The sequence below is a fragment of the Qipengyuania vesicularis genome (genome assembly GCF_019711415.1).
Classification (GTDB): domain Bacteria; phylum Pseudomonadota; class Alphaproteobacteria; order Sphingomonadales; family Sphingomonadaceae; genus Qipengyuania; species Qipengyuania vesicularis.
The window spans coordinates 273,101-288,507 of record NZ_JAIGNJ010000003.1; the positions used below are offsets into that span (position 1 = coordinate 273,101).

Consider the following 15,407-nt stretch of genomic DNA (forward strand, 5'->3'; position numbering starts at 1 on the left):
AACTGCAAATAGGCACGACGAATTGCAACCAGCGTGCGGTTGGATCGAAGTCTCGACTGGGAGAAAATGGAGCGGGCGAGGCGATTCGAACGCCCGACCCCAACCTTGGCAAGGTTGTGCTCTACCCCTGAGCTACGCCCGCTCACTGACGCTCGCCGAGCCGCATGGCCCGGTGGGGAGGCGCGCAACTAGCAACGCCTTATGAGTCCCGCAAGCAAAAAAATGCGCTTTTTTGACCCGCGACGAACCAACGCGTACGGCCCTTCACATTGGCGCTTCAAGACCCACATGGGCGGGCAGACAATTCTATTTCCGAAAGGCGGTTTACGTGGCGAGCATGGGTTTGAGCATCGACGAGCAGAAGGCAGTCGAGAAGTTCAAGAAGGACGTCGTCGAACCTTCGATGACGAAGCTCGTCATCCTCGACTTCTTTGCCGAGTGGTGTGGTCCCTGCAAGGCCGTCGCCCCGATGCTGGAAAAGGTCGCGGCAGAGTATGCCGACAAGGGCGTGGTGCTGGTCAAGGTCGATGTCGACAAGGAACAGTTCATCGCGGCCCAGTTCCAGGTTCAGTCGATCCCGACGATCTATGCCATGTTCCAGGGCAAGCCGGTCGCCGACCTGACGCAGGCGCGCAGCGAATCGCAGATGAAGGAAGTGCTCGACCAGATCCTCGCGCAGCTGCCGATCCAGGGCGGCGAGGCTGGTGACCAGCAAGCGCAGATGGCCGCGCAGGTCGAGCAATATATCGCCATGGGCGAGCAAATCCTCACCGAAGGCGACGCTGCGCGTGCGGCGGGCATCTTCGGCCAGGTCGCCGAGATGGCACCCGACAATCCCGCTGCACACGCCGGACTGATCCGCGCACTGGTCCAGGCCGACCAGGTGGAGGAAGCGAAGGCGGTCTTGCAGGCTGCCGAGGCCAATTCGGCAATCGCCGCGGATCCGCAGATCGCCAATGCCAAGGCCGCGCTCGAGCTTGCAGGCAACAAGGTGGACGATGGCGAACTCACCGCCCTGCGCGAGAAGGCGCAGGCCGATCCATCGGACATGGACGCCCGCCTCGCCTATGCCGAGGCAGCCTTCGCTGCCGGGGATCGCGATGCCGCTGCGGACGAACTGCTGGCGATGGTCGAAGCCGATCGCGAGTGGAACGATGGCGCGGCGCGCACCAAGCTGCTCGACATTTTCAATGCCGTAGGTCTCGAGGACCCCTGGGTGGTCTCGACCCGGCGCCGCCTTTCTAAGCTGTTGTTTGGGTGAGCGCAGCTTGACCAAGAGGCTCTCCATCTTTCCCCTGCCCGGCGCGATCCTGTTCCCGGGCCTGCAATTGCCCCTGCATATCTTCGAGCCGCGCTACCGCGAGCTGGTCGGGAGCGCGCTCGCCAAGGACCGACTGATCGGCATGGTGCAGCCGCAGCGCAATGCCGAAGGCTCCCCGCTGTACGCCGTGGGCTGCGTCGGACGGATCGGCGATGTCGAGGCGCTGGAGGATGGGCGCTATAATATCGTGCTCGAGGGCGAGGCGCGTTTCCGTATCCTGCGCGAGCTCGAAGTGACCACCGCATTCCGGCAGGTCGAGGCCGAGATGATCGAGGATCGCGAGAGCGAGGTTCTTGCCAGCGTCGAGCGCGCAGGCTTCGAATTCGAAGCCAGACGTTTTGCCACAATGCAGGGCTATTCGGTCGACTGGGACTCGGTCGAGCGGCTGGATGACGAGACGCTGATCAACGGCGTCGCGCAGATCGCGCCTTTCGACAGCGCAGCCAAGCAGGCACTGCTGGAAGCCGAAAGCCTGTCCGACCGCTGCGAATTGATGATCCAGCTGATGCAATTCTTCGCGCTGCGCGACGACGGCGACGAGATCGTCACCCTGCAATAGGCAACTGCAATGTGCGAAGCGGAGTCGCATCTTAGCTCTTCGCTGTCGGGGAAGGGCGAACTAAACAGTTCGTTATGAATGCGCCGCAATCCGAACTGACAAGGGCCGAGGCCACCCGGTTACGCATCCTCGATGCGGCGGCCGGCCTGTTCTGGAGGCGTAGCTTCCACGGTGTCTCGATCGACGAGATCGCCGCGCGGAGCGAAGTCAACAAGGCGACAATCTATCGCTACTACCTCGACAAATCGGAGCTCGCCCTCGCGGCTATCGCACATAATGGCGACACCGTTCTCCAAGGAATTTTCGCTCCGGTTTTCGAGCATTACAGCTCCGCGGAAGACCGGCTGGAACGCGTCTTCTTGTGCCTCTACGAAGCGCACCGCGCGTTCGACGAACGCGAAGGCGACCTGTTCGGTTGCCCGATTGCCGGGCTCGCCCTTGAACTGGGACAAGACATGCCGGATCTGCGGGCCGAGGCGCAGAAGATCTTCGACAAGGTAGAGGCGCACATGCTCGAGATAGCGATTTGCGCGCCGCAGCCGCGAGCTTCCGCTCGCGAGACCGCGCGCATGCTCGTCCAGCTTCTGCACGGGGCATTCACGTCCGCTCGGCTCTCGGTCGATCCCTTGCGCGTAGTCGATGCGGGTAATGCCGCGCTGATCCTGCTCGGAAGCGAGAGGCGTATCGCCATTCCCGAAGACAGGAGGATCTCATGAACCTGCCAATTTACAGCGCCCTTCTCGCTGCCTTCCTGGTGGTGCTCCAAGTCGGCCTGATGATGTCGGTGGGCTTTCACAGGCTCCAGGGCCAGTACATTGGCATCGGCAACGACCGCCAACTCGAGCGTAAGGTGCGCCGCCATGGCAATCTAGCCGAGAATGCGGGCCTCTTCATTGCGGCGCTTGCTTTGCTGGAACTGATCGTTGGTTCGACACAGGGAGTTCTCATACTGTGCATCGCATTCGCCGTCGTGCGCGCCGCCCATGCATTTGGCTTTTCATCGCTGGCCGGATCGCACGGCGACAATGTGACCGGCGGGCGCAGGGTTTTCGCTGTTGGTAGGATGATAGGCGCGTTCGGAACCGCGATCGTTGCAGTCGCAATCGCGGCGTCGATCATGATCGCCTTGCTCTAAATCCCGAAGCTGCCTTTCAGCCCATCGATCACATATTGCGCAGCAAGCGCTGCCAGGAGCACGCCCAAAAGGCGCGTGATGACGGCTTCGACCCGGTCGCCGAACAGCTTCATGAGCGGGCCGGCAGCGACCAGCGCGAGCATCGTAAGGAAGAGCACCGAGGCCAATGCTCCGAGCACGACGAGCGATTCCTCGGTGCCGTCCGCTTCGTTCATCAGCAGCATGATCGCGGCGATCGCTCCGGGGCCGGCCAGCATCGGCATGGCCATGGGGAAGACCGAAACGTCTTCCACCTCGGGAGTGGCGGCGACCTTCTCCGCCCGCTCCTCGCGGCGCTGGGTGCGCTTCTCGAAAACCATCTCAAAGGCGATCCAAAAGAGCATGAAACCGCCCGCGATACGGAAGCTGTTGAGCTCGATATGAAGTGCCCCGAGCAGGTCTTCGCCGAACAGGGCGAAGATCAGCAGGATAATGCCCGCGATAAATGTCGCGCGGATCGCCATGTTGCGGCGCTGTGCCTGCGTGGCGCCCTTTGTCAGACCGGCATAGATCGGAGCGCAGCCCGGTGGGTCGATCACCACGAAGAGCGTAATGAAGGCGGAGATGAAGAGCTGGGTCATGGCGTCACCCGCATGTCGGCGCCTCGGCTCCTTCGGGAGCTTGTGGAGCATCGGCCTGCCGGCGGAAAATCTCCACCATTTCGTCACCCTGCTTTACGGAGACCATGAAAGTCCGCGAGCAGTCGGGCGCGATGCGTGTAGCCCATGCAAGGCTGCCGTCGGCGGAATTGCCTGCCGAATGATCGGCAGAGGGCGTCGGCACGAAGCGCGATGCGCGCGGGGACGAGCAATCGGCGACATTGGCCGGGATCAGCTCCGGCTGGACGTGATCGTCCTCGAGCTCGAAGCCCTGATCGACGACCCAGCGATATTCGCCATCGGCCTGCCGTTCCCAGATCGTGGCAAACCGGCCCTTGCGTCCACTGGGATAGGTGGCTGGGCCAGTAGATAGCGCGTAGTCTCCGCTGCAGCTCGACCAGACGAGATCGGGACCCCAGACGATCGGCTCGGCCGGATCGGGCACGTCCTTGAGCGCTTCCTGTACGAGGACGATTCCCGGCGAAGCCATCACGGCATCATCGGTCGCGTAATGGCGAAACGCGGTCCAGGTGCCTTCATCCCGGGCCATGCGCGCGAAGGCGAGCTCGGTGGCGATGACCTTGCCTGGATTGGCTACGGGCTGGAGGAAACGGCCGTAGCGCTCACGCGGAGCCTGCGGCCCCATGCAAGCCGCAACGGCGAGCGCGGTCAAGCAGGCAAGGGCGTGGCGCAGCATCAGAGCTCTTCCGGAACGTCGAAACCGGCATTGCGGTAGGCCGCGACCAGCGTGTTGCGCAGCAGCACCGCGATGGTCATCGGCCCGACACCGCCCGGCACCGGAGTGATCGCGCTGGCAACGCCCTGCGCTGCCGCATAGTCGACATCGCCGACCAGCCGCCCCTTCTGCTCGCCCTCTGCAGGCGGCAGGCGGTTGATGCCGACGTCGATCACCGTAGCACCGTCCTTGAGCCATTCGGCCTTCACCATCTCCGCGCGGCCGACTGCGGCGACGACGATGTCCGCGCGCTTGACCACGGCGGGCAAGTCCTTCGTCCGGCTGTGCGCGATCGTGACGGTGGCATTGGCATCGAGCAGCAGCTGCGCCATCGGCTTGCCGACGATGTTCGAGCGACCGATGACGACCGCTTCGAGACCGGAAAGATCGCCCAGGCGATCGGTCAGCAACATCATGCAGCCAAGCGGCGTGCAGGGGACGAAGCCACTCTGCCCCACCGCAAGGCGACCGGCATTGGTGACGTGGAAACCGTCGACATCCTTGTCCGGGCTGATGCTTGCGATAACCGCCTGTTCGTCGAGATGGTCGGGCAGTGGCAGCTGGACGAGGATACCGTCCACCGCATCGTCATTGTTGAGCTGGTCGACCAGCGCCAGCAGGTCAGCCTCTGACGTATCGGCGGGCAGGCGGTGCTCGAAGCTTGCCATGCCCGCGGCGACCGTCGCCTTGTGCTTGGAGCCTACATAGACCTGGCTCGCGGGATCTTCGCCCACAAGCACCACGGCAAGGCCCGCTTTGCGGCCCGCCTTGCTTGCGAACTGCAAAGCGAGTGCCCCGACCCGCTCGCGCAGCAGCGCTGCAAAGGCTTTCCCGTCGATCCGCTCGGCGGTCATGCGCCGAGAATGATGTTGCGCAGAACAATCAGGATGATCTGCAGGAGGATGATCACGACGAGCGGCGAGAAGTCGATCGCTCCTGTATTCGGCATCAGTTTTCGAATGGGCCTCAGGACAGGATCGAGCAGCCGGTTGATGGCTTCGTAGAAGCTCATCAGGAATTCGTTGCGTCCGACCACGTTGAAGGCGAACAAAAGGCCGATGATGAACTGGATGATGATCAGCATCACGAAGATGGACGCGATCATGTCTATGATCTGGTAGAGGGTGATGAGCACTTCGGTTTAATCCCGTGTGATGTGAAGCAATCCCGTTGCACCTGCCTCTACAAGAGGTGCGACATGCTCGCCACCCCTAAGCTTTGCTTATCAAGGTCCCCGCACCGCGCGCGGTGAAGAATTCGAGCAGCATGGCATGCGGCACGCGTCCGTCGAGGACGACAGCCGCCTCGCATCCTGCCTCCACTGCGCGGACGCAGGTTTCGAGCTTGGGGATCATGCCGCCGCTGATCGTCCCGTCTTCGCGTAATCTGGCGATGTCCGCCGGCGAAAGGTCGGTCAGAAGCTTACCCTGCTTGTCGAGCACGCCGTCGACATCGGTCAGCAGCAACAGCCTTGCCGCTCCGAGAGCCGCTGCGAGCGCGCCAGCCATGGTGTCGGCGTTGATATTGTAGGTATGGCCGTCCTCACCGCTGCCGATGGGGGCGACGACCGGGATCATGCCTGCAGCAGTGGCGGTCTCGATGATGGTGGTGTCGACAGCGCAGGGTTCACCCACGAAGCCGAGGTCGAGCGCCTTCTCGATATTGCTTCCCGGGTCCCTCGTCGTGCGCTCCAGCTTGCGCGCGGTGACGAGGCCGCCGTCCTTGCCCGAAAGGCCCACCGCCTTGCCACCGGCGCGCGCGATCGACCCGACGATAGCCTTGTTGATCGCGCCCGAGAGGACCATCTCCGCCACTTCGGCGGTCGCCTTGTCGGTGACACGTAACCCGTCGACGAAGCGCGTCTCCACGCCCAGCTTCTCCAGCATCGCCCCGATCTGCGGTCCGCCGCCATGGACGACGACCGGATTGATCCCTACCGCCTTCAGCAGCACCACGTCCTCGGCGAATTCGCGCGCCGCGTCATCGTCGCCCATGGCGTTGCCGCCGTATTTCACGACGAAGCTCTTGCCGGCATAGCGCTGGAAATAGGGCAGTGCCTCGATCAGCGTCTGCGCCTTGCTGCTGGCGTCGCGCATTTCGGTGGGGTCGGTATGGGTCATCGAATGGAAAACGCCTGCGCTGAGACCGGGAATGGACAACGCAGGCGTTAGCTTGCTCACCGCAGGGGCGAAAGAAATTTAAGGTTTACTCGGTCGTGTCGGAACTGGTGACAACTTTCGCTTCGCCGCCTTCGGCGGAGATCGTCGTGTCGTCTTCCGCGCCGTTGACAGCAGGCAGATCGTCTTCGCCGCCTTCGACTGCGCCGACATCCTGATAGAGCCGCTCTTCCTGCGACGTCGTCGCGTAGTCGGGGATTTCCTCGGGACCATCTTCGGTCACAAGCATGAAGAAAAGGCCGATAGCGACGATCGCGAAGACCACGATCACGCCCACCCACATCGTGCGGGTTCCGGGAGCCTTGCTGTCGGGGACGGGGTCGTTCATGGTTCGATTTCTCCTTGGTCTGTCTGAATAATGGCCCGAAAGCGGCAGCGTTCCGACGATGGCCCTTCCCGCAGCTACTTTAATGACTACAGTGCGCGGCCATGAGACAGTCTCTCTTGCTCGCTCCGCTTGCCCTCGCAGGCTGCGCCTCCACTCCCGATGTGGCCCAGCTCCCGCCCAGCCAGGAGGCTTTCTGGGACGCGCTCCAAAGCCATTGCGGCAAGGCCTACCAAGGCTCTCTGGCGAGCAGCGACGCGCGCGATGCGGACTGGCAAGGCCGCGCAATGATCGCGCATTGGGCCGAGTGCAGCGAGACGCGCGTCGCGATTGCCTTCCATGTAGAGACGGAGATGGAGTATGCGGTCGGTGAAGCCGTCTGGGACCGCAGCCGCACCTGGCTCGTCACCCGCACCGCCGAGGGCCTGCGCCTCAAGCACGATCACCGCCACGAGGATGGCGAGGAAGATGCGGTCACGCAGTATGGCGGCGACACGCTCTCAGCCGGCACGGCACGGGTTCAGGACTTCCCGGTCGATGCCTTTTCTATCGCCATGTTCGAGCGTGAGGGGCTCGATGCGTCGCTGACAAATGTCTGGCGGGTAGAGGTGGATCCGGCAGGTTCGAGCGGCGCGCCCTTTGCCTACCAGCTCACCCGGCGCAACGACCCCACCCGCCTGTTCCGTGTCGAATTCGATGCAAGCGAGCCGGTTCCGGCACCGCCACCTGCCTGGGGTTGGTAGGCTAGTCCTTCTCAAGACCTTCTGGCGGATAGGCGGGCGCAGGACCGTGATCGATACTCAGGCTTTCCAATAGCCGGAAGCGCTCCTCGTCCGGCATCCATTGCCAGATGTGGAGATAGCGACCGCCGCCGGTCTGGACCCAGCCGATGTCCTGTCCGCGCCATTCCAGGAAGGTGTGATGCGCCTCTTCCAGCGCGCCCCAGCTGCCCAGCTTCTTGATTGTCCGGCTTCCCGGGACGAGCAGGCGACGGTTCTTGTAACCTTCCGCATCGCCGCCCGGTGCGCGACGCGCGCATTGCTTGCGGGCGCTTTGAATCATCTGATCGGCACTGCTTGCGGGCAGGCCCCCAAGATCGTGGATCATCCGGTAATCCGGGTGCAACAGATCGGCGACCGCATCTGGATCGCAGCCTTCGAAGAAGCCCCAGAACAACTGCGCATCGTTGGCTTCGATCCGCTCGACCATCTCTTCCCCGGTCGGCATGGCGGCAGATCCGGCAAGAGGGGCAGCTTGCGCAAGGATTAAGGCAGCCAGTGTTTTCATGATCTTATCTCTCGTCCTACGGTGTATTGCCTACATAGGACACGACGAGATCGCGTCAACCTCCCCGACTCATTCGCGCGTCGATCTCCTCCGCCAGCGAAGCGTAATCCTTGTGACCGGTGACTGGCTCGACCCGCTCGGCCCACATGTGGTCTATCGCCTCGACGACCGACGATGGCAGGACCTTGCTGTCGCTGCCCTTGGCCTGGACCTTGGAAGAATCGCTGGCCGCCGGAATGCCGAGATGCTCCTCCATCGCGTTGCATACCATCGCATCATCGAAGCGATCCTTGTGCGCGACCATAAACTCGCGCGAGGCGCAGTGCGCCACCATGGCCACCTGTTTCTCGTCGACATCGATGCCCAGGAAGCCGGCCACCTTGCGGATCATCGCCGGCTGGTTCTTCGCTGCCCAGCGATAGGTGACGAGCAGTGTGTCCGGTTCTTCGCGACGCGCATACCAGCTCAGCAAATGCGTAAAGTAGTCGCAGCCGCCCGGACCGCCGCCCAGCCAGAAAGGCATGAAGTCCTCGAGCGAGATCGACCCATGTTCCATGTGCCAGCCGTCGAAGAACCGATAGAGCGAGACATAGGTCTCATGCGGATCGCGCAGGGTCACGATGTAGCGCGAGCCCGACGGCAGGCGCTCATATTCGCGATGGCTCTTGAAACCGCGAGGCTGTGCCCGCTGCGGCACATTGACGTGGAAGTCGAGCAGGGTTGCCGTATCCTCCCACGGGGTCATCCGGCTGATGTCGTCGAAATCCATGTCGGTTTCGCCGGTCGCCGCCACCATGCGCAGCTGGTGGAACATCTGCTGGGTCATGGTCGTGCCGCTCTTGGCCCAGCTGGTGATGAAGACATCATCCGGTTCGGAGTCGATCCCGTGATGTGGCTGAAGCTCGGTCACTTCCGCCATCGCGCCGAAGTTTATCCCGGCTTCCTCCACGGTCCGCGCGCGGCGGCCAAGCCCAAGCACCATGTTCCCCTCCCCCGAAATGAGGCGACCCGGCGCATGCGAGAATAGCAAGCCTACGTCGAACAGGGAAGCGGCGCTCCGTGCACGCACGAAACCGACAGGTGACTACATCCCGGCGATAGCGCAGGCGCTTGTAAGATTTGGCTTTCCGTCGCGGAGAAGGTATCGTCACGGGCGGTATTCCTAGGGGAGGGCACAGAATGAGCGACGACACCCGCAATCTCGAAGGCGACCGCGTGCGGATGGGCAGCGAACCTGCGCGCTTCGGTGACCGCCCGCCGCCGCAGCGAGGCGGTGACAATGGCTTCGACCTCAATCGCCCGACGATCGTCAACCTACTCTATCTCGCCAGCTTCCTCACCGGCATCACCGGCCTCGTCGGCATCGTGCTCGCCCATGTCTGGCAGGACGATCGCGAGAACGAGGCGTGGATGGAATCGCACCTGACCTATCTCATCCGCACCTTCTGGATCGGCTTTCTCGCCAGCATCGTGGCCTTCGTCCTCAGCGTGATCCTGATCGGCTTGCTGCTGTTCCCGGTGATCGCCATTTGGTTCGGCGCGCGCAGCGTGGTGAGCCTGATGAAGGCCCAAAAACGCGAGCCGATGCCCGACCCCAAGACGCTGCTGATCTAGGCGCGCGCCTGCGCCACGATGGCGGTGATCTCGTCGAGCAGGGCGAGGCGCTGCTTCTTGAGCGTCTCGAACCGCTCGTCGCTGGCCGCCTCGGTCTCGGCCTCGATCCGGTGCACCTGGCGGTTCACCTCGTGATATTCGTCGGCTAGCCGCGCGTAATGCGCATCCTCCTGCTTGAGACGCGTCACCAGGTCGCGATCGCGCGCGAAGATGGTCGTCAGTTCATTGGGCGTATGCTGCGACATGAGGCTGGTCCTTTTGCTGTCTGTTGCTGAACGGGATAGCGCGACTGGTCCGGCCCGGCTTTGCGCCAGATCAAAAACCGAGCACGCCAGATCGCGGAGTTCGGCGAGGCTTTCCCCGGGCGCACGGGGGGTTGCGCGCTTTGCGCTAGGCTCAAGGCGCGGAGGCGGATAGCCTGATTGCATGAGCCGGATCACCGCCCCGCCCCTGCCGGATGACAGCCTGCTTGCCCGCCACCGCGGGCCTGAATGCTATCGCGACGCCTTCCGCGTGGAGGTGCAGGGCGATGTCTCGCTGGCCCAGTTCATCACCGCATTCTTCGGCAGCGGTGCATTCCGGCCCGAGCGCACGGCGCTTCGCCTGATCGGGCGTGGGGCAGGACAGGCGGAGATCGCCGCGCTCGCCGATGGCCACGCGAATCGCTTCGCCGCGTGGGAGCTCGAGGCGCGCGAAGAGAACGAGCTGCTGATGCACGACTTTCTCGACAAGACCTGCTGCTGGCTGGCCGTGTCCCCCGGTGGAGAGGCACCCGATCTTGCGGCAGGCCTTCCCCGCCCGGGAGCCGGACGAACCTATCTCTGGTTCGGCACAGGCGTGCGCGATTTCGAGGGGCCGATCATCAGCCGGCTGCGCGAGGCGCACCGCTGGTATGCATGCTGGCTGCTGGCGGGCGCGGCGAGGCGCCTCGGCTGAGCCTCAGGCCGCGTAGGCGCTGCGGCGTTTCCAGTCGAGCGGGACGCCGATCTTCATGCCCCAGCTGCCGTTCCAGTCGGTCGGCAGGTCGTGTGCCTTGAGCTCCGCGACGATCTCGCGCGCAATGCCGAGCGCTGGACCCTCGCCTTCCTCGCAGGCACCGTAGCTGAGATAGACCCCGCCGCCTTCGACCGCGCTTTCGGTGTCCTGCCAGTGGAAGAAGGTGTAGCCGCGCGCGGCGCCGCCCGCTTCGGTCACTGCCTCGATCTCGTCCCAGATCTCGGCTGAACCGCAGGTGCTGCAGCAGGTGAAGTGTTCGCGCGAGACGATGCCCTTCGCTTCCAGCGCGGTGAAGGCGGCGTGGAGTCGGTCGTAATCGGTGACCTCGGGCCAGTCGGCCTGCAGCGCGCGGTGTTCGGCGACGAGATCGGGCCACAGGTTGAGCGCAAGCGCGCGCAGGGCCGCCTCGTCCTCATGCTCGTCCAGGAAAATGTCGACCGCACCGTCGATGATATAGTCCTCGTCCTCGTAACCTGCCGCGATCTCCCGCCGCAGGTGCCCGCGGATCTCGTCTGCCAGTTCGGGTGCGACCGGTCCGGGAGATGCCTTTTCCTCCCCCTCGCGGACGAAGGGCCCGGGGGCATCGATCCGGGGCGTCCCCTCTTCCCTGTCCGAACCGCCGAACAGCCAGTTCCAGATCGACGACATGCGACACTCTCCTTGCGACAACCATGGTCGACCCTAGCGCTTGCGGAGGGGATTTCCAGCAGCGCAAGCTCGACCATCCGCAGCAATCGCGCCAAAGGTTTGAGCATGGGTAAACGAGCAAGCTTCGGCCGGCGGCGCGCGAACTGGCGCAGGAGGGCGGCGAAGGTCGCGCTGCCGCTGCTGGTCCTTGCGCTCGCGCTGGCATGGTGGGCCTATGGCGACCGGCTGGGCCCCGCACCCGAGCTCGCCCAGGTCGACATGCGCTTCGGGATTTGCGGAGAGCGTGGCGGCGCGGCCTGCGTGATCGACGGCGACACCGTGGCGATCGGCCAGCGCCGCGTACGCCTGACCGGCTATGACGCGCCCGAACTCGACGGCGCCTGCGAGGCCGAGCGCACAAAGGCCCGCGAGGCACAGCGCGCCCTCCACCGCTGGATCGCCCGCGGAAGTTTCAGCTGGACCGGCGGCGAAGAGCCCCCACGCGACCGCTACGGCCGCGAGCTACGCGAAGCACGGCGGGACGATGAGATGCTGGCGGACTATATGATTGGTTTAGGGCTGGCCGAGGGCAGCGGTTGGGGCACGGTGCGGCGGGAGTGGTGTTGATGCATCGGGTGCGAGACAGGCTGGCGCGATTGCGATAGCCTTGCACCCATGAACAGCCTGCGCGCCGGTACGGCCTATTGGGCCATGGTCTTTGCCCTTGGCTTCGTGCTCGGGACTGTGCGCGTGCTGTGGGGTGCGGAGGCAATCGGCGAGACCGCGTTCATCCTGATCGAGCTGCCGGTGATGCTCGCTGCCAGCACCCTTGCTGCGCGCTGGCTGCTGCGTCGGTTCGCCATCGACACCGCGGGCGAGGCGCTCGCCATGGGCGCTCTCGCTTTCGCGCTGCTGATCCTGGCCGAACTGGCGCTGGCGACAGGACTGTCCGGCATGACCGCCCGCGAATGGCTGATGGAGGCGTGGCAGGTGCCGGGGATTTACGGGACGCTGGGGCAGATCCTCTTCGGGTTGATCCCATCGCTGCTGATTGTCGCAAGGCGAGCGACGCGCTAACGGGCCCGCCCCCACACAAGAGGAGGCGACAATGACCCAATATCGTGACTACGACGCGCTCCCGTCCTTTCGAGCGGACCTCGAAACGGCGTAAGGGCTTCCCGAGCGAGACGCGCGTGAAGCGCGGACATCGGACCATCAAGAATGGCGAAGTGGAACTGCTCGAGAAACTCGGGCGGAACGACCCGTGCCCCTGCGGTTCGGGGAAGAGATTTCAAACGCTGCTGCCTGAAGTCGGGCCGCTATGACGGCGCCGAACGGCGGGACTATTGGCGGTGATGATGGCGGGCGGGGATGGTTGGCGATACTCTAGGACTGACGCTCTTCTCGGAGCTTTGCAAATTCCTTCAGGCCAGGATGGACCTTCAACCGACTAGCGCCGTTGTCCCAGCCCGCCTGTGGATCCGTATACTGAAAGACCCAGCCGCTACCACCCTTACCAATGCCTCGACGATAACCGATCACGGAAAAACGATACAAGATTTCCAACGCTTCTTCGCCGTCGTAGTCATTTTTCTTTGACCGCCGTTGCTCGTAAGCTTCCAAGAAATCGTTCTTCGGGAAGGTGATTGTCACCAATTCAGAGAACACTCTGATTGCATCCGTCCACTTTTCCCAGTGGGGCCCGAGCTCATCGTCGAGCTCCTGCTTCAAATAACGGGAATATGGCTCTCGGGCCAATTGGATGTCGTCATTGTCGAACGTGTCAGCCTCGGCCTCTCGATCAAGGCTTATTGCCAAGGCACAGTTGAGAAACTGGATTACATCTCGCGGTCGCAAGAAAGTTCGAGCGATGATGTGATTCCATTTGGGTTGCGAGCCCCTCATCACATCGCCATTATCCAGATCTTTCCAACTAAATTTTGCACCCAGCTTCGCCTTGATGCGCTCGTTGACGAGGGCCAGCAGGGAGTCACTGTCCCATTCGAGATCCACGGCGGCAGTTTGAGAGATTTTATTTTTATCTGAGAAGCGAAATTCATCCCAGATATCCGTTCTAAGGTAGGCGACTGGAATTATTTTCGTCTCGAAACCAGCCATTCGTCTTATAGAACGACAGGCAAGCACCAAACCGATTATCATTCGTTCGTGTGTTTCGTTTATTTCGGAGAGGCCTTGATCCAGCTCATCAAAGTGGATCAAAATCTTGGAGTGCCCGATTTGGCTGCCTATCGTGAATGCTGCATCCAGCAAGATATCGGTCAGGGCATCTACCTCATGTGCAAGATCTCCCTTCTCCGTCTCTAATTCCACACCACCAAGGGCATTACCCATTATGCTTGGCTGAAATGAAGCTTTTGAAAGCTTTAATCGTGGCGGACGAAGGATGTTGGGCAGAGTGGGTCTCGTGCCGCCGTAATTGTCTTGAAGAAAAGTATTAGCAGCCCGCTGGCTGTCCGTAATAATGCGCTTTGACGCCTCTAGGAGCATCGATAGAGCTTTGACCGCTATTAGATAGCGCCACGACGAAACATACGATTCAATCTCAGAAGCACCAGAATTTCGACGCCGCTCATGCAGCGCCCACGGATAATCGCGCAGGCTCAGCGATGCCGAAAGATAATCACCCTTCGGTTCTTCAAAATACTTAGCGATCGCCGTTTTGCCAGATCCTTTCCGGCCCAGTACGATCAAGGCATCGCCCGCCTCTACACGGCCCACCGCTTCGGTTTTTAAGAAGTAGCTTAGGACTGCATCGTCATCCTCGGCTGCTACATCACCGAATGTCCCTATCTCGGCGTGAAGTCCCATTACTCCGCCGCCACAGCCCCTTCGCCCTCGCCGAACAGGCCCGGGCCGTCGGTCTCGGCCTCTTCCTCGTTCGCGGCCTTGGCTTTCTGGCGCTTGTCGAAGCTCGACCACACGTCGTTCCAATTGCCCTTGGTCGCGCCCTTGGAATATTCGGTCGCGCGGGTTTCGAAGAAGTTGGCGTGCTCCACACCGTTGAGCAGCGGGGCGAGCCAGGGGAGCGGGTGGTCGTCGACCATGTAGATCGGGTCGAGATTCAGCTGACCCAGGCGCCAGTCAGCGATGTAGCGGATGTACTTCTTGATATCCTTCGCCGTCATGCCGGACACGGGGCCCATTTCGAAGGCGAGGTCGATGAAGTTGTCTTCCAGACGCACCGTCTTCTGGCAGATGTCGATGATGTCTTCCTTGACCGCCTTGGTCAGGCAGTCGCGCTCGCGCACGAACTCGTGGAACATGCGGATGATGCCTTCGCAGTGCAGGCTTTCGTCGCGCACCGACCAGCTGACGATTTGCCCCATGCCCTTCATCTTGTTGAAGCGCGGGAAGTTCATCAGCATGGCGAAACTGGCGAAGAGCTGCATGCCTTCGGTGAAGGCGCCGAACATGGCGAGCGTCCGGGCAATGTCTTCATCGTTGTCGACGCCGAACTGCTGCATGTAATTGTGCTTGTCGGCCATCTCCTCGTAATCGAGGAAGGCGCTGTACTCGCTTTCGGGCATGCCGATGGTGTCGAGCAGGTGCGAGTACGCCGCGATGTGCACCGTCTCCATGTTGGAGAAGGCGGTGAGCATCATCTTGACCTCGGTCGGCTTGAACACGCGGCCGTATTTGTCGTGGTAGCAATCCTGCACCTCGACATCGGCCTGGGTGAAGAAACGGAAGATCTGCGTGAGCAGGTTGCGCTCGTGCTCGGTCAGCTTCTGCGCCCAGTCGCGGCAGTCTTCGCCCAGCGGAACTTCTTCCGGCATCCAGTGGATCTGCTGCTGACGCTTCCAGAATTCATAGGCCCAGGGGTATTCGAAGGGCTTGTAGGTCTTGCGGGCTTCGAGCAACGACATCTTGTGTTCTCCGGCGAGTCAGCGTGAGCAGACTATATAGGGAATCACAGCGGCGATTCGAAGGCAAGGGGGAATGATTCGGCGGGGATAAGCTGCGGGTAAGTC

The 15,407-nt window shown here is 62.4% G+C and carries 22 protein-coding genes and 1 tRNA gene; 10 read left to right on the forward strand and 13 right to left on the reverse strand.

The window, feature by feature from the left end:
- Positions 1-67 precede the first annotated feature (67 nt).
- A tRNA-Gly gene (locus K3146_RS10160) sits at positions 68-142 on the reverse strand.
- 195 nt (positions 143-337) lie between these two features.
- Between K3146_RS10160 and K3146_RS10165 the strand changes: the two genes are divergently transcribed.
- The 4 genes from K3146_RS10165 to K3146_RS10180 all read left to right on the forward strand — a co-directional run bounded on the left by K3146_RS10165 (position 338) and on the right by K3146_RS10180 (position 3,015).
- Complete coding sequence (locus K3146_RS10165; protein WP_221546506.1) at positions 338-1,261, forward strand: tetratricopeptide repeat protein; 924 nt, start codon at positions 338-340, stop codon at positions 1,259-1,261.
- A gap of 7 nt (positions 1,262-1,268) precedes the next feature.
- Positions 1,269-1,880 carry an LON peptidase substrate-binding domain-containing protein gene (locus K3146_RS10170; protein WP_221546174.1) on the forward strand — a complete coding sequence of 204 codons (612 nt, stop codon included), beginning with the start codon at positions 1,269-1,271 and terminating at the stop codon, positions 1,878-1,880.
- 74 nt (positions 1,881-1,954) lie between these two features.
- The gene (locus K3146_RS10175; RefSeq protein WP_221546175.1) at positions 1,955-2,596 is read left to right on the forward strand and encodes a TetR/AcrR family transcriptional regulator; all 642 of its coding nucleotides are present in this window, start codon (positions 1,955-1,957) and stop codon (positions 2,594-2,596) included.
- Entirely contained in the window at positions 2,593-3,015 is a 423-nt protein-coding gene (locus K3146_RS10180) for an MAPEG family protein (protein ID WP_221546176.1), read from the forward strand. The genes K3146_RS10175 and K3146_RS10180 overlap by 4 nt, the downstream gene beginning before the upstream one ends.
- Here K3146_RS10180 and K3146_RS10185 read toward each other — a convergent pair.
- The 6 genes from K3146_RS10185 to K3146_RS10210 all read right to left on the reverse strand — a co-directional run bounded on the left by K3146_RS10185 (position 3,012) and on the right by K3146_RS10210 (position 6,894).
- Complete coding sequence (locus K3146_RS10185; protein ID WP_221546177.1) at positions 3,012-3,635, reverse strand: MarC family protein; 624 nt, start codon at positions 3,633-3,635, stop codon at positions 3,012-3,014. The genes K3146_RS10180 and K3146_RS10185 overlap by 4 nt on opposite strands.
- A gap of 4 nt (positions 3,636-3,639) precedes the next feature.
- Positions 3,640-4,350 (reverse strand): Cif family virulence factor, encoded by a 711-nt coding sequence (locus K3146_RS10190; protein WP_221546178.1) that lies wholly within the window; start codon positions 4,348-4,350, stop codon positions 3,640-3,642.
- Positions 4,350-5,243 (reverse strand): bifunctional methylenetetrahydrofolate dehydrogenase/methenyltetrahydrofolate cyclohydrolase FolD, encoded by an 894-nt coding sequence (gene folD / locus K3146_RS10195; protein ID WP_221546179.1) that lies wholly within the window; start codon positions 5,241-5,243, stop codon positions 4,350-4,352. Before folD ends, K3146_RS10190 begins: the two co-directional genes overlap by 1 nt.
- Positions 5,240-5,524 carry a YggT family protein gene (locus tag K3146_RS10200; RefSeq protein WP_345724204.1) on the reverse strand — a complete coding sequence of 95 codons (285 nt, stop codon included), beginning with the start codon at positions 5,522-5,524 and terminating at the stop codon, positions 5,240-5,242. Before K3146_RS10200 ends, folD begins: the two co-directional genes overlap by 4 nt.
- A 76-nt stretch (positions 5,525-5,600) precedes the next feature.
- Entirely contained in the window at positions 5,601-6,509 is a 909-nt protein-coding gene (gene argB, locus K3146_RS10205) for an acetylglutamate kinase (RefSeq protein ID WP_221546180.1), read from the reverse strand.
- An 85-nt stretch (positions 6,510-6,594) separates the two neighbouring features.
- Entirely contained in the window at positions 6,595-6,894 is a 300-nt protein-coding gene (locus K3146_RS10210) for a hypothetical protein (protein WP_221546181.1), read from the reverse strand.
- 101 nt (positions 6,895-6,995) lie between these two features.
- Here K3146_RS10210 and K3146_RS10215 point away from each other — a divergent pair, with 101 nt between their 5' ends.
- Complete coding sequence (locus K3146_RS10215; protein ID WP_221546182.1) at positions 6,996-7,634, forward strand: hypothetical protein; 639 nt, start codon at positions 6,996-6,998, stop codon at positions 7,632-7,634.
- A gap of 1 nt (position 7,635) precedes the next feature.
- Here the strand turns inward: K3146_RS10215 and K3146_RS10220 are convergent, their stop codons facing one another.
- The gene (locus tag K3146_RS10220; RefSeq protein ID WP_221546183.1) at positions 7,636-8,178 is read right to left on the reverse strand and encodes a DUF4440 domain-containing protein; all 543 of its coding nucleotides are present in this window, start codon (positions 8,176-8,178) and stop codon (positions 7,636-7,638) included.
- A 55-nt stretch (positions 8,179-8,233) separates the two neighbouring features.
- Positions 8,234-9,160 carry a sulfotransferase domain-containing protein gene (locus tag K3146_RS10225; protein WP_221546184.1) on the reverse strand — a complete coding sequence of 309 codons (927 nt, stop codon included), beginning with the start codon at positions 9,158-9,160 and terminating at the stop codon, positions 8,234-8,236.
- A gap of 197 nt (positions 9,161-9,357) precedes the next feature.
- Between K3146_RS10225 and K3146_RS10230 the strand changes: the two genes are divergently transcribed.
- The gene (locus K3146_RS10230; RefSeq protein WP_247711195.1) at positions 9,358-9,792 is read left to right on the forward strand and encodes a DUF4870 family protein; all 435 of its coding nucleotides are present in this window, start codon (positions 9,358-9,360) and stop codon (positions 9,790-9,792) included.
- Here the strand turns inward: K3146_RS10230 and K3146_RS10235 are convergent.
- The gene (locus K3146_RS10235; RefSeq protein ID WP_221546185.1) at positions 9,789-10,037 is read right to left on the reverse strand and encodes an HP1242/YdcH family protein; all 249 of its coding nucleotides are present in this window, start codon (positions 10,035-10,037) and stop codon (positions 9,789-9,791) included. The two genes, K3146_RS10230 and K3146_RS10235, sit on opposite strands and share 4 nt — an antisense overlap.
- 181 nt (positions 10,038-10,218) lie before the next feature.
- Between K3146_RS10235 and K3146_RS10240 the strand changes: the two genes are divergently transcribed.
- Positions 10,219-10,728: a hypothetical protein gene (locus K3146_RS10240; protein WP_221546186.1), complete on the forward strand. Its 510-nt coding sequence runs from the start codon at positions 10,219-10,221 to the stop codon at positions 10,726-10,728.
- Between the two features lie 3 nt (positions 10,729-10,731).
- On the opposite strand, the gene K3146_RS10245 is transcribed toward K3146_RS10240, so the two are convergent.
- Positions 10,732-11,436, reverse strand: a complete 705-nt coding sequence (locus K3146_RS10245) for a DUF6891 domain-containing protein (RefSeq protein WP_221546187.1) — start codon at positions 11,434-11,436, stop codon at positions 10,732-10,734.
- 105 nt (positions 11,437-11,541) lie between these two features.
- Between K3146_RS10245 and K3146_RS10250 the strand changes: the two genes are divergently transcribed.
- The 3 genes from K3146_RS10250 (at position 11,542) to K3146_RS13650 (ending at position 12,740) form a co-directional block, all read left to right on the forward strand.
- The gene (locus K3146_RS10250) at positions 11,542-12,042 is read left to right on the forward strand and encodes a thermonuclease family protein (RefSeq protein WP_221546188.1); all 501 of its coding nucleotides are present in this window, start codon (positions 11,542-11,544) and stop codon (positions 12,040-12,042) included.
- 48 nt (positions 12,043-12,090) lie between these two features.
- Positions 12,091-12,492: a hypothetical protein gene (locus K3146_RS10255; protein ID WP_221546189.1), complete on the forward strand. Its 402-nt coding sequence runs from the start codon at positions 12,091-12,093 to the stop codon at positions 12,490-12,492.
- 152 nt (positions 12,493-12,644) lie between these two features.
- Positions 12,645-12,740, forward strand: a complete 96-nt coding sequence (locus K3146_RS13650; RefSeq protein ID WP_425594598.1) for an SEC-C metal-binding domain-containing protein — start codon at positions 12,645-12,647, stop codon at positions 12,738-12,740.
- 61 nt (positions 12,741-12,801) lie between these two features.
- Here the strand turns inward: K3146_RS13650 and K3146_RS10265 are convergent, their stop codons facing one another.
- Together K3146_RS10265 and K3146_RS10270 are read right to left on the reverse strand one after the other, a co-directional pair.
- The gene (locus K3146_RS10265; protein WP_221546191.1) at positions 12,802-14,244 is read right to left on the reverse strand and encodes a P-loop ATPase, Sll1717 family; all 1,443 of its coding nucleotides are present in this window, start codon (positions 14,242-14,244) and stop codon (positions 12,802-12,804) included.
- Positions 14,244-15,302: a ribonucleotide-diphosphate reductase subunit beta gene (locus tag K3146_RS10270; protein ID WP_221546192.1), complete on the reverse strand. Its 1,059-nt coding sequence runs from the start codon at positions 15,300-15,302 to the stop codon at positions 14,244-14,246. The genes K3146_RS10265 and K3146_RS10270 overlap by 1 nt, the downstream gene beginning before the upstream one ends.
- Positions 15,303-15,407: the final 105 nt, after the last annotated feature.

Coding starts and splice junctions, on each gene's coding strand:
- K3146_RS10165 (WP_221546506.1), top strand. CDS start 338: ATGGGTTTGAGCATCGACGAGCAGAAGGCAGTCGAGAAGTTCAAGAAG.
- K3146_RS10175 (WP_221546175.1), top strand. CDS start 1,955: ATGAATGCGCCGCAATCCGAACTGACAAGGGCCGAGGCCACCCGGTTA.
- K3146_RS10180 (WP_221546176.1), top strand. CDS start 2,593: ATGAACCTGCCAATTTACAGCGCCCTTCTCGCTGCCTTCCTGGTGGTG.
- K3146_RS10185 (WP_221546177.1), bottom strand. CDS start 3,635: ATGACCCAGCTCTTCATCTCCGCCTTCATTACGCTCTTCGTGGTGATC.
- K3146_RS10190 (WP_221546178.1), bottom strand. CDS start 4,350: ATGCTGCGCCACGCCCTTGCCTGCTTGACCGCGCTCGCCGTTGCGGCT.
- folD (WP_221546179.1), bottom strand. CDS start 5,243: ATGACCGCCGAGCGGATCGACGGGAAAGCCTTTGCAGCGCTGCTGCGC.
- argB (WP_221546180.1), bottom strand. CDS start 6,509: ATGACCCATACCGACCCCACCGAAATGCGCGACGCCAGCAGCAAGGCG.
- K3146_RS10210 (WP_221546181.1), bottom strand. CDS start 6,894: ATGAACGACCCCGTCCCCGACAGCAAGGCTCCCGGAACCCGCACGATG.
- K3146_RS10215 (WP_221546182.1), top strand. CDS start 6,996: ATGAGACAGTCTCTCTTGCTCGCTCCGCTTGCCCTCGCAGGCTGCGCC.
- K3146_RS10220 (WP_221546183.1), bottom strand. CDS start 8,178: ATGAAAACACTGGCTGCCTTAATCCTTGCGCAAGCTGCCCCTCTTGCC.
- K3146_RS10225 (WP_221546184.1), bottom strand. CDS start 9,160: ATGGTGCTTGGGCTTGGCCGCCGCGCGCGGACCGTGGAGGAAGCCGGG.
- K3146_RS10230 (WP_247711195.1), top strand. CDS start 9,358: ATGAGCGACGACACCCGCAATCTCGAAGGCGACCGCGTGCGGATGGGC.
- K3146_RS10235 (WP_221546185.1), bottom strand. CDS start 10,037: ATGTCGCAGCATACGCCCAATGAACTGACGACCATCTTCGCGCGCGAT.
- K3146_RS10240 (WP_221546186.1), top strand. CDS start 10,219: ATGAGCCGGATCACCGCCCCGCCCCTGCCGGATGACAGCCTGCTTGCC.
- K3146_RS10245 (WP_221546187.1), bottom strand. CDS start 11,436: ATGTCGTCGATCTGGAACTGGCTGTTCGGCGGTTCGGACAGGGAAGAG.
- K3146_RS10250 (WP_221546188.1), top strand. CDS start 11,542: ATGGGTAAACGAGCAAGCTTCGGCCGGCGGCGCGCGAACTGGCGCAGG.
- K3146_RS10255 (WP_221546189.1), top strand. CDS start 12,091: ATGAACAGCCTGCGCGCCGGTACGGCCTATTGGGCCATGGTCTTTGCC.
- K3146_RS10265 (WP_221546191.1), bottom strand. CDS start 14,244: ATGGGACTTCACGCCGAGATAGGGACATTCGGTGATGTAGCAGCCGAG.
- K3146_RS10270 (WP_221546192.1), bottom strand. CDS start 15,302: ATGTCGTTGCTCGAAGCCCGCAAGACCTACAAGCCCTTCGAATACCCC.